Source organism: Flavitalea antarctica, from assembly GCF_054461535.1.
Genome location: NZ_JBTLQG010000008.1, coordinates 165435 through 181143, shown reverse-complemented (window position 1 = coordinate 181143; position 15709 = coordinate 165435). Strand labels below are relative to the sequence as shown.

Sequence of the window (15709 nt, the reverse complement as noted above, 5' to 3'; positions counted from 1 at the left end):
CTCATCAATACATGTATTACGTTCAATTCAAGCAGTCCCATCCATCCACATATTGCGTTCAATACGATCGCGAACCAATTTCATTCAATCACTTGCAATACTCCCTTCAATCCAAAAATTCCGCTCAATGTTGTTAAATAAGCTAGGACTTATCATGGCTGTTATCTTGCTGTCAGGATCTTTGACTCAAAGTTATAGCCAGGAACTAAATCATCTTTATAAAGCCGGTGAAGAGGGTTACACCTGTTTCAGGATCCCGGCGATTATAACAAGTTCGAAAGGCTCCTTGCTTGCGTTTGCTGAAGCAAGAAGAAACAATTGTGGCGATGCCGGTGATATTGATATTGTTGTGAAACGTTCTGCTGATAATGGTAAAACCTGGTCCAGGTTGTCTGTTGTCTGGAGCGACAGTACCAATACCTGTGGGAATCCCGCGCCGGTGGTTGATCAGAAAACCGGTAAGATAATCCTGCTTTCCACATGGAACCTTGGCACTGATCATGAAAAAGATATCATTGCCAAAACATCAAAGGATACAAGGCGTGTATTTGTCCTTAACTCCACTGACGATGGTCAGCATTGGTCAGCGCCAAAGGAAATAACATCAGCTGTTAAGAAAGATACCTGGACCTGGTATGCTACGGGTCCTGTGAATGGAATTCAGATTCAGAAGGGGAAACATAAAGGAAGGCTGGTAATTGCCTGTGATCATATCGAGGCTGAGACAAAGAAATATTTTTCCCATGCGATTTATTCCGATGATGGTGGTGACAACTGGAAACTGGGTGGAATAACCCCGGCTGATGGTGTTAACGAATCTACCATTGCAGAACTCCCAAAGGGTGTATTGATGTTGAACATGCGAAATTATGGTCAAACGCGGCACAGGCAGGTGTCACTAAGTAAAGATGGGGGCGAGTCATGGTCCGAACTAAGAAGCGATACCACCTTGATCGAGCCCGTTTGCCAGGGTAGCCTGCTCTCCTATAACTATAAGCGCAAAAAGCCGTTTCTTGCATTTTCAAATCCTGCAAACCAAAAGGCAAGGACCAATATGACGGTAAGGCTTAGTTATGATAATGGTAACACCTGGAAATCGAAAAATGTGTTGCATGGAGGTCCGGCTGCGTATTCAAACCTGGTGGTGTTGCCGAATGGTAACCTGGCTTGTCTGTATGAAGCTGGAAATGCAAAACCATATGAAGGGATTGTGTTTGAAGAACTTTCATTTCAAGATTTTAAATGACGCGTGCTTGCGACCGGGGGAATCCAAACTAAAATTGATTATGAAACTCATTGTATATTCAAACACCAGCTATTGTTAACGCGTGCAAACCTTAGAGGCAACTGGGGTACTGTGTTATTACCCATCAACGTCGATGATACCATTGACTATTCAAGATTGTCAGATGAATTAGATTATCTCATTGCAGCGGGTCTGGATGGGATTTATTCTAATGGTACAGCAGGCGAGTTCCATAATCAAACGGAACAGGACTTTGATGCTGTACAGCAATTGATGTCTGAAAAATGTCGGGCTGCCGGGATGCCATTTCAAATTGGTGCGTCTCATTCCTCGCCGGTCATTTCATTGGAGAGATTAAAGCGGTCCGTCTCTTTGAAGCCGGATGCATTCCAGGTCATCCTGCCCGATTGGGTTAAAGCAGGCGAAAAAGAACAGGTCGGTTTCCTGGAAAGGGTGGCCGTTGAAGCATCAGGTATTCCGCTGGTGTTATACAATCCTCCCCATGCCAAAAAAGTATTAACACCAGCAGAAATTCACAACTTAAGTAACCGTATACCTCAACTGATCGGCGTGAAAGTAGCCGGCGGTGATAAGGAATGGTATAATGCCATGCACTGGAGTATCGATTCATTTTCAGTTTTTATTCCCGGGCATTTTCTTGCTTCAGGGTTTCAATCAGGCGTTGCTGACGGTGCCTATTCAAATGTTGCCTGTTTAAGTCCAAAGGGATCACAGGCGTGGTGGAAACTTATGCAAACTGATGTGCCGGCTGCACTGGAAATACAGCAGCGGATCTTATCGTTTTTTAAAGAATGTATTATGCCTTATAACGATGCAGGATATAGCAACCCGGCGTTAGACAAATTGCTGGCTGCAGCCGGTGGATGGGCAGCAGTTGGCACCAGGCTGCGTTGGCCATATCAATGGATCCCGGAATCTGAAGTAAGAAATATAGCATTGAAGGCAAGATCATGGCTGCCCGAATTTTTTTAATACTTAAAATGAAAAAGCTTTTCATAATAATCCTTAGCCTTATGAGTGTAGTTGAAAACTTTTCGTGTGCGGTACCAACTGATAACGTGTTAGCATGGGATCAGTTGCCGCCGATCCCCGATTCCACTGGTTTTGCAGGCTCGTTTGCCGGCGTTAGCAATGGTAGCCTGCTCGTGGCCGGCGGAGCAAATTTTCCTGCCAACACCCGTCCATGGTCCGGTGGAACAAAAACCTGGTATGATAACATTTTTGTTTTAGAAAACCCGGCAGGAAAATGGAAACTGGTTGGCAAACTGCCGAGACCCATGGGATATGGCGTATCACTCACCTGGAAAGATGGGGTGATCATTCTTGGCGGTGCAGATAAAGACAACCACTATGCCGATTGTTATTTTATCAGGTATGTGAACGACAGCATTGTTACCGAACAACTTCCTGACCTGCCTGATCCAAACGCCAACGCAAGTGGTGTGATCATCAATGATGTGGTATATGTTGCCGGCGGACTGGCTTCGCCTCCTGCAAAAGAAACACTGAATGTTTTCTGGTCGCTCGACCTTTCGAAACCAGCCGTTCATCGTTCATGGAACACACTTATCACCTGGCCGGGTAAGACGCGTATGCTTTCAGTTGCCGGGGCAATAAATGATGAATTTTATTTGATGAGTGGTGTTCATCTTGCTGTGCCGGGTGACGACACTGCAGCACATCGTGAATATCTGAAAGACGCCTATGCTTATACGCCCGGCAAAGGATGGCGAAAGATTGCTGATCTGCCATATTCAACAGCCGCAGCTCCGGGTCCTGCTGTTGCGGGTAATGAATTTGGTTTGTTGGTTATCGGCGGAGATGATGGAAGCCGCGCTGACAGCAATAGTATTTTGAAAGATAAACACCCGGGATTCAGAACAGGCGTATTAGGATATAGCAATAATGCCTGGTCTTTAGTTGGTGATGTGCTAACGAAAAAAATGCCTGATCCTGAAAACAATCCCAATGGCAGCACCTGGGCGCCGGTTACTACGCCGCTTGTCACCTGGGATGGCAATATCATTATTCCCGGCGGAGAGGTAAGGCCGGGTGTAAGAACAAATCGGGTCCTAAGGGCAACGCTAAAATAATTAAATGAAGAATGTAAACACAAGGGCGTCCTGGTATCCCTGGGGAGTGGTAGGCGTTTTATGGGTGGTGGCTTTTTTGAATTACCTGGATCGTATCCTGATCACTTCCATGCGTGATCCCATCGTCAAAGAGTTTGCACTTGATGATGCGCAGTTTGGTTTGCTCACCTCGGTTTTTCTTTGGTCATATGGATTTTTAAGTCCTTTTGGCGGGTATCTCGCAGACAAGTATAGCCGAAAAACAGTGATCGTATTTAGCGTGGCTGTCTGGTCGGCGGTTACTGTATGGACGGGTTTTGTTTCCTCTTTCCAGGAGATGATCGTTGCCCGCATATTCATGGGTATCAGCGAAGCATTTTATATCCCCGCTGCATTGGCGATGATATCGGACTATCATAAGGGGAAAACCCGATCCCTCGCCACAGGCATACATTTCAGCGGGTTGTACACCGGTCTCGCATTAGGTGGTGTCGGTGGATTTATTGCTGAATGGTGGGGCTGGCGTTATGGGTTCCAGGTCTTCGGTATCTTCGGTTGTTTGTATGCCGTGTTTATTTTTTTCTACCTGAAGGATAAAAGCAAAGATTTATCAGGAGACTTAAAAAATGGTGATCAGGGGGGAACCACCGTTAAGTTAGAACCGGTTGTTGTTCCTGAAACCGTTGATCAGGCGGCATCGGCGAAAAAGCCAAACCCATTATCCGAAATCCCGAATACCGTGCTCACTCCCGAACCAATGACCTTTCTGTCTTCAATAAAACTCATTCTCAATAACCGTTCCTTTCTTGTACTGTTATTTTATTTTGTAATGCTTGGTGTAGCAAACTGGTTGATCTATGGATGGCTCCCGACTTTTCTGAAAGATCAGTTCAATCTCAGTCTTGGTGAAGCGGGACTTTCCGCAACAGGTTATGTGCAGATAGGTTCTTTTATTGGAGTGATAGCGGGTGGCATACTGGCTGACCGCTGGTATCGCACTAACCAGCGCAGCCGGTTATACATGATTATTATCGGTTTTAGTGTGGGCGCGCCGGTGTTGTTCCTGATGTCATCTACCTATGTTTTTGGTATTGCTATCATTGCCATGATAGCATTCGGCCTGGCCCGCGGTTTCAATGATGCTAACCTTATGCCCATCGTTCACCAGGTCATAGATAACCGGTATGTAGCGACAGGCTATGGTTTGCTCAATTTTCTTAGTACGATCGTTGGTGGCCTGATGGTTTATGTTGGCGGGGCATTGAAAGATGCTCAGATCGACCTGTCAGTCATTTATAAAGGCGCTGCAGTGCTCTTGCTTATAGCAACCTGGTCTTTATTTGCCGTGAAAATAAAAAAAGACAATATTTAATGTAGACACGAATCATGGGGGATTATTTGCGCATTGCTGTTGGATGTGTACAGGATGCCGGCTACAATATTCATGAAAATACGGGCATCGCTAACTGAATATAACATTAATATAACCGACATCACTGTCCGTATATAGCATCAGGATAGAGGCTATCAACAATTGAATATGACATGAAGTCAACCGACATCACTGTCCGGATATAACATCAGGATAGCGGAGATCAATAACTGAATATGCCATCAAGTTAACCGACATCACTAGAGGAATATCGCATGAAGATAACGGACATCACTACCCGCATTATTCAACTGCCGGCGGAGGCATGGTTCGCGCCGGAACCTGTACCTGCGGGGCATGTACCTTTTTGGGAGATGGCTTTAACCACTTTACACACCGATGAGGGAATCGAAGGTTACACCATGGGATACGGTCCGCTCGGCCAGGGCCGTGGTTCTGCTTATCATATCCACGATGTATATTATCATGATCTCGTCGGCAAAGATCCGCTGAATCATGAGGCCATCTGGCAGGAGATGCGGAAAAAGGGGAGGCATCTGTATAACATGACGGACACGGTGCAGGGCGACCTTGACGTAGCGCTTTGGGATATCAAGGGAAAGGTTGCGAAGTTGCCAATTGCTGTATTATTGGGTAAGGTTCGCGACAGGGTAAGGTTATACCGAACGCATCCGCCACATACAGTGAGGACTGTCGACCAGGTTGGGGCAGCTATCGATCTTACAAAAAGGGAGGGGTACAACGCATTAAAACTTCAGCTACTGGGCGATGTAAAAACAAATATCGAAAGATTGACCTATGCACGCGAAAAAGCCGGCCCTGATTTTACGCTGATGCTTGATGCGTCAGCGCAACTATCTTTTGTGGATGCCATTGAAATAGGAAGGCTGTTAGATGAATTGCATTTTGAATGGTTTGAGGAACCGATTCCTGACAGGCATATCCAACAATTAAAAAAGATTTGTGAAAGAGTACAGACGCCTGTGCTTGCCGGTGAAACCATCAGCTTATTCGAAATGCCACAATACCTGGTTGATGGAGCAGTCGATGTTATGCGTGCCGATACTCATATCAAACGCGGTATCACAGGACTGATGAAAGCGCTGGCCCTATGTGAGCTAATGGGTTATGAACTGGAGATCCACACGGCTTCATCCCCGTTGCTGGATATAGCTAATCTCCATGTCGCCTGCGCTACACATCTGTCAAATTTTGTAGAGAATCATCATCCTATGTTTCGATTCGGCCTGAAAGGAAATCCTTTGGATGTAAGAGAAGATGGTTGTCAACATCTCCCGGGTGGGCCAGGACTGGGAGTAGAAATCGATTGGGACTGGATGGAGAATAATACGAGTGAATTAATAAAGGGATGCAGGTATTAAATTCCTACTCATTAAATAATGATCTGAAGTTTTAACGCCAGGCATATAGTAAGTTTCATTATCCAGAGATCTAAATATTTAACACGGCTTAATAAAGTGGGCCGCATTAAACACACTGATGCCAGATTTATTATTAAGTAATAATGTCGGTCTCATTAAGCAGACTGATCTAAACATCCAGCACTTGTCTTCGGTCAGAAAGTACATCCCCGCTGGACGTAAATATGTTGCACATAATGATTTAATGATAATATATTTGTTTAAAAAGGAATTATGAGTGGATTGCCCGGAACTTTAAAACGTATCAGCAAAGCGACTATGACCGACCTGGTTGAGCAGTCATTGCAGACATATTTTAAAGAGCGTGCGTTGAAGCCAGGCGATCCCTTGCCAAAGGAAATAGAATTGGTGGAAGCCATGGGTGTCAGCCGCAACATCATCCGTGAAGCCCTGAGCAGGTTGAAAATGCTGGGCATGATTGAAACCCGCAAAAAACGGGGGATGGTGATGGCCAGGCCCGATGTTTTGGGCTCACTCGAAAAGGTGATGAACCCATTGCTGATCGATGATCACATACTGAAAGATATTTTTGAGCTAAGATTGGTGATCGAGATAGGCCTGGGCGATATCCTCTTCGCCCGGAAGACAGAAAAGGACCTTAAAGAACTCGAAGCCATCGCAAAAAAACAGATTAAGGATAAGCCCCATACTTTCCGGATAAAAAACGAGATTGAGTTTCATGGAAAGTTATACGAGATGACAGGCAACGACACCCTGAAACGTTTTCAGAATATGCTGTTACCAATATTCGGCTATGTAATGCTCTCTGAAAAAAAAGAACACCGATCAGGTAAAGTTACTCATATAGACCTGGTAAACATCCTGAAAAACGGCACCCGCGAAGAATTCCGCAAAGGCATGTACGAACACCTCAAGCCGCATTTTGATAAGCTTAATGAAAAACAGGATTAAGATCCACCTGGTCATTACTCGTTATATTTCTTTAGTTAGGGAGGCTGATAGTTCTCCTCATTTAGATAATATAAAGCAGGACAGTTAGATAATTTGACTCAGTGAATCCCGGCAATTCCATGATAATATTAATCAATAGAGATTTACGCATTTGTAAACCTGGCCATAAGGATCTTATCCTTTCAAAGAAAAGCTAACCTAACTGCGACCTGAATTCCTGTTAAGGCTGTTTCAAAAATGGTAGTACTGAGTATTTGCCGTCGGCAAAAACGGAAATAAAATAGTGGCCTGTTTGCAGTTTACGGATATCGATGTTTAGCATCGTATTTGCGGACCGCAACTGTTGTACTAATAATTTTCTTCCCGTGACATCCGAGATAATCATTTGTTCAATAAATGTTTTACCTGGATTATTGATGCTTACAATATTTTTTGCGGGATTCCCGGCAACTGAGATAGCATGTTATTTCGGCTCTTCCCTGACCAAAATGATCGCGGAGTAAGAAAATTTACCATCATTGTCAACTTGCCGGATCCTGAAATACTTGTTTCCCGTGGAAGTCGTTCCTGGTACCTGGTAGGTGTAATCTGAAATGCCCGCGTTTGCACGGACAGATCCGGCATGATGAAAATGCTGACCGTCTTTTGAACTTTCTACTTCAAAACTTTGGGTATTTGTCATGTTGGCTACTGTCCACTTAAGCGTTACCATTTTGTTTTGCTCAAGCCCTTTAAATTCCAACCATTTTAGTGGCAATGTAAATAGCAGGGATGAATTATAAAGATCCTGCACCTCTGTGCCAGACAATGTCCGGTCGTAAACAATGATATCATCCATCAGACCGGTATATAACGGTGCCGGGTTACATGGGTTCCTGCCAATACCAATAAAAGGCGCAGCTACCAGGTCATTTGGTATACCTACGTTGCTGGCTACTTCGATCCCATCAACAAATAATTTAAAAGTACCTACCGATTGGTTACGTGTTACCGTTACAAAATGCCAGGCGCCGTTATTGTAATCGAGTGGCGACTTAATGGTGATATCACCGCCTATGCCGAAGGCAACCTTTCCTCCATCAATCAATGCAGTGCCCCAATCCGTGGTGCCGCCGCAAACCTCAGCGTCAACCATTGCATTCCCGCCATACCATTGCGAAGATGAACTTGCTGTCATCGAAGTATTGAACCAGTAACCAAGACTGAAGTTGCCACGTATTGCGGTTTGTAACGTGCCAGGTAATTGACCCGATGATGACCCTGCGGTAAATGAAGTTGCTCTGCCAGCTACGCCGAAACGATTTGGCGCGGCAGATGTTGAGGCAAGGGATCCGTCATACGCGTTTCCACTTATATCAGCAAGTGTATTATCAAATGGGTACTGTGCAATAGCACCGGACGGAAGCTGCGCTGCCACTACAACAGGGAAAGTAAAAAGACTGATAAGTAAATATTTCTTCACACAAGTGGTTTTTAGGATGATGGAGTAATTGATGAGTAAGGTTTCTAGAACGCAATAAGCGCGACATTATTCTCTGCCACATCAGTGGATAATTATGATCAGGATTTTTCTGAGCTGATACCAGTATGTAGATGAGAGCGCCATATGAACCACTTCTGTTGTCTGTTCCTGTTTAACAAAAAGGTACTCTTAAAGTAGCGGCTTACCGATAGCCAGATTCGGTACCCCGACGCTTTGGATGTTTTAGGATTTTTTTATTTCCGCTATTTTTTTTTCGTTTTCAATTCTTTCAGGTATTTATACGTAAGAAACTGTGTACGTTTTTATTTTAAATTTACATCAGTAAGTTGAACGCCTGAAACGATTGCTCCTACTGTCCTCCGATCTTTTGAAAGAGTAAGTTAGCGTTGCTCCCGTTTCCTGGTTTATTCCCCGGTCCCTATAATATTCAGCTCCGATTCTATTCTGCTACTGATTCTATTCTGCTACTGATTCTATTCTGCTACTGGTTCTACATTGCCAATTCTAAACTGCTCCGATTCTAAACTGCTCCGATTCTAAACTGCTCCCAAATCTGATCTGCTCCCAAATCTGATCTGCTCCCAAATCTGATCTGCTCCCGATTCTGATCAACTACCGATTCTCTACTGCTACGGTTTTATACTGATACCAATTCCAGACTGCTACCGAATAGATTTTATTAAGTTGTAAATGTGGCATATGAAAATGCACGGCACCCTCATGCGTGGTTTGAGCGCGTTATATCAATACCCATTAAGAGATAAACATATAATTTTTGGTATTCGTGGTTGTTTGCCTAAAGCGGCTCTTGCCGGGGACTTTAGTGCAATAGGAAAATATGATCTGTCTCACGAGTTAGAGATGGTAACCACAAATTTTAAAACACCGCGATGTACGATAGGGTTTTGGAATACGACTACTGATAAACTCTCGATTTTTCCCGGCAGTACACTGCCTTCAAAACCCTGTCTGTTTTCCAATATTTCCAGCCTCGATACGTTCAACATATTATGCCCGGGCAATTATGTTCTGACACGTGGTATTCATCCAAGATCGGCAGGGTTTCAGAATCATGATGCATTCTTAATGGATGGTTTTGGGATCGTTAAGATACCATCTGTAATAAAGCGAAGAACTACGTTAAGTTTTGATTTGTCCAAAAGCAGGTATTGTGTGTTGCAGCCCGGCGACAACCTGCACGCAGGTAGAACAGAGCCTGCCAACAGCAATGATCGTTTTGCGGAACTGATGCGTCTGAATTATAGCAGTTCTGGTTGTATTACAATAGCCGGACAGCCTGCAGCATTTGTTAAGGGCGACAGACCTGATGCAAGATGGAATTGTTGGGAAAATTTTATGAGACTGCTTAACGGCCAAGCCGGTAATAGTATCCACTTCAATTTCTTTCTTTTTAATTTCTCAGATCTGCAAAAAATTGCGTCGGCTACTAATCATCTCCGTTTTGGCTCGGAAGGTGAAGATGTGGCCCGGGTCCAAAAGACCTTGTCTGTTATAAAAGATTCCAGGACAGGTAACAGCTATTACAACAATACCATTTCGTCTGTTTTTGACAGGGATACTGCAGTGGCGGTACTCAGATTTAAAGAAGATTTTACTGCGAAGAAGCCGGGATATGAACTAAGGCTCCGAACGTTCTACCGCTATGCGAAACATTTTATTACTCATTAAACAAGTCTTATGCTAGCAATCGACCAGCAGCAGGTTATCAATGGCATTACTGTGTACCGTGATAATTTAAATCCTGCGCAATATTATTACTTACCATCAGAAAAAGTGAAAGTAGCTAACAATGGGAAAGGCATACAATACGTAGCCTATATTGATGGAGAAGTGGTGGAGGGAACTGATCCACAGTTCACAGATGATATGAAAAGAAATGGGGGATTCCTAACGCTTGAAGTTGAGTTAGGCCCCGATCAAAGCGAAGTAGACAGGCTTCGCGAGGCGTTGAACGGGCAGGCCGGACGTGATGTGACCCTGGCACAGGTTCCATTCAAAGACGGTGCTGTAAAGCTGGTAATGTTTGGTAGCGCAGGAAACGAAGCAAATGGTGCCGTAGATTTTTCAGTGGCCGGTTCAACCAAGCCTGCTCTGCTCGGAAAGCAAACAGCAGTTTTTTCGATGAGGCTGGGAGGAATGGAAGCCCAGGTGATGTGGAACCTGTTAATGAAAGGTTCACAAACACAGATAGGTATAGTGTATGATCTTGATTACCTCGGTTTGATGCCGGCTTATCATCTTGAAATCACTGTCGATTTTAAAGCTACAGAGGAATTTTGGCAACATCATATAGATGCGGATTTTGGGCTTGAATCCGGTTCATTGAAGATCATGTCTAATAACGATATAGACCTGATCATGCGTGACCTGGTCAATAAGGGGGCGATTACAGTGAAAGCAATAGACTATAGTGGCGATGGTTCCGGGGTGAGTCCATTGGGGGCTGATGATCCTAACGCTATGAAGCTCGTGCGTGAACTTATGTCGCCTACCTTATTTGAAACAACAGCCATTCCAAGAGAAGACTATAATGTGTTGGGGAGCACACTTCCAGGCGGAGGTAATAATGGCAACACACAAAATCCGACACCGACACCAAACCCTAATCCAAACCCCAACACGAACCCGACTCCAACTCCCAACCCGAATCCTAATCCAAACCCCAACCCCAACCCGAATCCGAACCCCAACCCGAATCCGAACCCGAATCCCAACCCGAATCCGAACCCAAATCCAAATCCAAACCCAAATCCAAACCCCAATCCGAACCCAACAAATCCGACAGGTCCAGCACCTGTGCTGCCACCTGGCCCGGGACCATTACCAGAACCCCCACCCGCCTCCCGGGGAGGAACAATACCTCCAAGTAACGATGGAGGAAATAGACCTATTCCACCACCATCGCCCGAACCAGATCCAAGGGTGCCTCCCAATCCAAATCCGAACCCAAATCCAAACCCAAACCCAAACCCAAACCCGAATCCAAACCCTAATCCGAATCCGAATCCGAACCCTAATCCGAACCCTAATCCGAACCCAAACCCCAATCCAAACCCCAATCCAAACCCCAATCCAAACCCCAACCCAAATCCAAACCCCAACCCAAATCCGAACCCAAACCCAAATCCCAATCCTAATCCCAATCCAAACCCGACACCAACTCCGGAAAGACCTGAAAAGGTGTCTACGAAGATTACGATCAATGCAGGCTATACGCTTAAGCACAGATCCATCTCGCAACAAATAAAGCGCACTTATATTTTTGATAAGCAGGAAGCTAAAGTGCACGCTTATCATCCTGCGGGTGCCTTAACCCTTGATGGAACAGCATTTGACGCCGACAAACAAGTTATGCTTGTTCGCCTGGGTGAAGGTCCGTTCAAAGAAATAAATATAGAGGTCAGATCCGCACTTGACTTTGCAGAGTTTCAGATACAGGAGGCCATTGTACATATCTCGTACGGCTTTAGAGATAAGCAAGGAGATAAAACGAAAAGGTTACACCAGGTAAGTATCGCAGTGAATGCAACCGAACAAAGAAAGTTCATTTCATTTTTTGTTGACAAATATGGTACGTTGACATACGATTATTATGTCGAGTTTATTCATAAGGCAGGATCGATTATTGGCACACATGAAACCAAGATCAAATCGCGCAATTTCACTGATGTAACGGAGAGAGATATAGCTGTAAATATTTCCGATCATTCGCCACTAATACCTGTTGAAGTACAGCCTGGAAATATCCAGTTTTCTGCTGATGCCATCAATTCTGTACAGGTTTTTGTTGCACCTGCAGTGGGTGCTAATGGTAAAACGATCATCTTCAGGGAAGGAAGTACCGATCTTAAAAAGTTCCTGATCTTTCCTGCCGTTCCAAATAAATATGTCTATTATAAAAGAGAAAGATTCTTCTTCAGGGAAGATGAAATAGAACAGGAGTCCGATAAGCAGGTAGATACGCAGGTAGTAGTAAATCGTCCGGAAACCCGTGTCCTCACGATCTCACCCATTCTTGTAAACCCGGGATCACTGGTATCGAAGGCCATAGTTAAAGTTACTTACCGTAATGTTGATGGCGAACAACTAAGCAAGGCACTCGTGCTGAATGCAGACAATGCCGAAGCTACCCAACAATCTTTTTCTGTAATAGTTGAAGAAGAGGATCCCAGAATATGGACCGCGACCACACAGTTCCTGTTACGTAGTGGCGACATTATAGATGGACTCCCAAGAGAATACCATATTGAACAACCTGCCATCAGCCTTGAAACCTGCGGTTTGAAAGTCCTTAAAGTAACAACACTCCTTGAAGCGGAAACTTTTAGCAACAACATTGCCGCTATCCAGGTCCAGGTGTTCGAAAATAACGGTGCCAACAAGCCACTGGAAACCATCATGCTTAAAAAGAGTAAACCAGAGGATACAATAGTACTGAAAGGAGTTGACGTAGGCGATCCGCTAAGTGCAGTAGCAAGCATATTTAAAAAAGATGGAACGGACGAAGTATTAAACTTTGTTGTGCCCGCAGGCTTAGATGAACTCATACTAAGGATCACGAATACATAAACTACAAATACCTAAACCACAAATACTCATACCTTTTAAAATTATCAACCATGTTAATGTTATTTCCAACCGTAAAGGTTCCGGGGTTAGACGATATTGAAATATTCAGGGATCACGAAAAGAGTGATACCTTCTACGTCCTCCGGGGCAGGCCGCGTATCGCAACAGACGACCAGGGCAACCCACAAATGAGCTTTAACTTCTTTTCGCGTAATGCTGACATTGCTTATGCCAGCAGTACCAACAAAGAATTGGTCGAAACACAATTGGGACAGCTTTTGCTGACCACTGATCTTTCCATATCGGAAGCGGAACATAAAACTATCACGGACTACCTGGGCTCCCTTGCTACGAATCAAAATCACCCTTTCATGCGACTCTATGCAAGACTGGGTGGTGGAAGAAAAACATTACCCGCCAGGAGCAACAAACCGCTCATAAAACTTGGCACTCCCAATACCTGGAAAGATGGAACCGCCAAACTTGAAGTGCTGGAAGGGCTGGGAGATACGTTTAAGAAACAATCGAGTGCAGAAGTAAAGCCATCCCTGATTGGTTCAAACTCTGCTGCGTTTTATGCAACATTCGGGATAGAAGGTGCACAGATCTTTTATGATGCCCTTACCAAAGGCTACCAGGGTGAAGGGAAAGACAAGGCCTCGCTGACCCCGTTACAGGCGATAGTACGTTACGAAATTAAGGGGTTTGCCTTTGTGCCAAATCTCGAAGTAAGAGTTACCGCGAACTCTTCCCAGATGTTTACCGAAATGCAATCTTTTCAACAGGAATATAGTAAGAAGCGGAGAGGAGGTATTAAAACCGAGATAGGATTTTTCACCTACAAAAGAACAGACTCCAGGAGCGTATCCGCCAGTAAAACGGAAATTGGTAAAATGGTTCAGCGACTGATAGATCAAAAAGTGATCAAGATCGAGATCACCGACTTTGGCGATGTGTCTGCAAACAGCGAAGAGATCAAAGAGATTGAAACAAATCTTCGCACAACGCTGATGGACACTATCATGAATACGATCATTCCAAACTTTTTTCAAACGGCCTTTGTTGGTGAAGAAAAGGACGAAGAACCGCAGGAAGGAGAAGAGGGAAAACCCGCAACAGGACCAGGACAGCCAAAGCCAAATCCCGACATGGGTGTAAGTGCCGCTGAAAGAGACCGGCCCAATGTGGAAACACATTACTACTTCAGGAACGATATAGACAAATCAAAGGTCACCTCTCTTGATTTCCATTTTAAGAAAAACGGAACAGTTGAATTCAGAAGGTATCCCAATGGCACCTTGACTGCCCAGCTCACTGAAACGCAACGTAAACAACTCGTAAGGCATATCGATGTAAGCAGTCCGGAAATACAGATACTTGAAGTGCAGGTAGGAGTAAATGCAGACTTTGCTGTAGATAATATTCATAGCATTATAGTAAACATCTCCTACAGCCAGCAGGATGCTACCACGAAGGTTGTGCGTCAGAATTCAAAATCATACCTGTATAAGAAAGGAGATGAAACAAATACCTTCCGGGTAACCATGGCCCGCAACGAAAAGGGACAATTACTCGATTTCTACAATGTCGAAGCAAAGATCTCCTATGTAGGTACAGCCGAAGCTCCGCCGCCCATAAAGCTAAATAATATCAGCGACCGGCAACTGGTGATATCATACGATAAACTTGGCTTTATTACAGTTAATTGTATTGCAGGTGATATGGACTGGTCATTGATTAAAGAAGCGATCGTAATGTTAGAATACACCGCTGAGCCTAATCACCCCGACACAAAAAAGGAAATCAGGATTACAAAGGATTCTCCTACGGGTAACTGGCGTTGTTATGCTTATGGCAATAAAAGTAAAAGTTATAGCTACAAGGTCAGATACATCTTTAACGACGGACAGGAAGCTGTAAGTGATGTAAAAACAGATACACGCGGCACATTAATGATTGATGACCTTTTGACCAGCCGTGCTAAAGCATCTTTCGATGTCATCATAGATGCAAACACTGTCAAGGCCGCCAAGGTGGAGATTTTGTATGAAGACAGCTCGAAAAATGTTAAAGAAGAATATTTTCACTGGTTTACCGGAACAGAAACCTGGGACTGGACCATGCGGCTCAGGGAAGGAGCAAAAGACAATTTCAAGTACAGGTACTTTGTTCAGTATAAGGATGATCTTGTTTATACATCACCATGGCAGGAAGCTAGAAGCGACGAAGATATTCCACCAATCTCATTGGGAAGGAAGGTGAAGACTTTAACCATTGATGGTGGTTTGCTTGACTGGAGTAACTGGTCGGTAGTATATGTTTCAGCAGAATACAGTGAGCCTGAAAATAACTATGTGATCAAAAAGAATATCAGGCTCGATAGGGATAATATATTCCAAACATTCGAAGTAATGGCATTTTCTGCTGAAGGAAAACCTTTCAAATATGCATTGCAGTTTGCAAAGGCGGGAAGCGCCCCCGTGAAAGTTGCATTGCAGGAAAATGCAACGGGCCTGTTGTTGCTTGAAGAACCTACACTTACCGTTTAAT

General features: G+C 44.3%; 11 protein-coding genes. 9 read left to right on the top strand and 2 right to left on the bottom strand.

Going from position 1 to position 15709, the window contains the following annotated elements:
• Positions 1–154: 154 nt before the first annotated feature.
• The 6 genes from ACX0G7_RS10695 (at position 155) to ACX0G7_RS10670 (ending at position 7086) form a co-directional block, all read left to right on the top strand.
• On the top strand, positions 155–1246 hold the full coding sequence (locus ACX0G7_RS10695) for a sialidase family protein (RefSeq protein WP_458923456.1): 1092 nt from the start codon (positions 155–157) through the stop codon (positions 1244–1246).
• 72 nt (positions 1247–1318) lie between these two features.
• Positions 1319–2239, top strand: a complete 921-nt coding sequence (locus ACX0G7_RS10690; protein ID WP_458923455.1) for a dihydrodipicolinate synthase family protein — start codon at positions 1319–1321, stop codon at positions 2237–2239.
• 8 nt (positions 2240–2247) lie between these two features.
• Positions 2248–3360: a hypothetical protein gene (locus ACX0G7_RS10685; protein WP_458923454.1), complete on the top strand. Its 1113-nt coding sequence runs from the start codon at positions 2248–2250 to the stop codon at positions 3358–3360.
• A 4-nt stretch (positions 3361–3364) separates the two neighbouring features.
• Positions 3365–4711 carry an MFS transporter gene (locus ACX0G7_RS10680; protein ID WP_458923453.1) on the top strand — a complete coding sequence of 449 codons (1347 nt, stop codon included), beginning with the start codon at positions 3365–3367 and terminating at the stop codon, positions 4709–4711.
• 275 nt (positions 4712–4986) lie between these two features.
• A complete protein-coding gene (locus ACX0G7_RS10675) occupies positions 4987–6114 on the top strand; it encodes a mandelate racemase/muconate lactonizing enzyme family protein (RefSeq protein WP_458923452.1) in 1128 nt (375 codons plus the stop codon).
• 273 nt (positions 6115–6387) lie between these two features.
• Positions 6388–7086 carry a FadR/GntR family transcriptional regulator gene (locus tag ACX0G7_RS10670; RefSeq protein WP_458923451.1) on the top strand — a complete coding sequence of 233 codons (699 nt, stop codon included), beginning with the start codon at positions 6388–6390 and terminating at the stop codon, positions 7084–7086.
• A 220-nt stretch (positions 7087–7306) separates the two neighbouring features.
• Here the strand turns inward: ACX0G7_RS10670 and ACX0G7_RS10665 are convergent, their stop codons facing one another.
• A complete protein-coding gene (locus tag ACX0G7_RS10665; RefSeq protein WP_458923471.1) occupies positions 7307–7543 on the bottom strand; it encodes a T9SS type A sorting domain-containing protein in 237 nt (78 codons plus the stop codon).
• Between the two features lie 6 nt (positions 7544–7549).
• Positions 7550–8548 carry a LamG domain-containing protein gene (locus tag ACX0G7_RS10660; protein ID WP_458923450.1) on the bottom strand — a complete coding sequence of 333 codons (999 nt, stop codon included), beginning with the start codon at positions 8546–8548 and terminating at the stop codon, positions 7550–7552.
• Between the two features lie 720 nt (positions 8549–9268).
• On the opposite strand from ACX0G7_RS10660, the gene ACX0G7_RS10655 reads away from it, so the two are divergent.
• The 3 genes from ACX0G7_RS10655 to ACX0G7_RS10645 are packed head-to-tail and all read left to right on the top strand — an operon-like array spanning position 9269 to position 15708.
• Positions 9269–10258, top strand: a complete 990-nt coding sequence (locus ACX0G7_RS10655) for a hypothetical protein (protein ID WP_458923449.1) — start codon at positions 9269–9271, stop codon at positions 10256–10258.
• A 9-nt stretch (positions 10259–10267) separates the two neighbouring features.
• The gene (locus ACX0G7_RS10650; protein ID WP_458923448.1) at positions 10268–13159 is read left to right on the top strand and encodes a hypothetical protein; all 2892 of its coding nucleotides are present in this window, start codon (positions 10268–10270) and stop codon (positions 13157–13159) included.
• A gap of 50 nt (positions 13160–13209) precedes the next feature.
• The gene (locus ACX0G7_RS10645) at positions 13210–15708 is read left to right on the top strand and encodes a hypothetical protein (protein WP_458923447.1); all 2499 of its coding nucleotides are present in this window, start codon (positions 13210–13212) and stop codon (positions 15706–15708) included.
• Position 15709 lies beyond the last annotated feature (1 nt).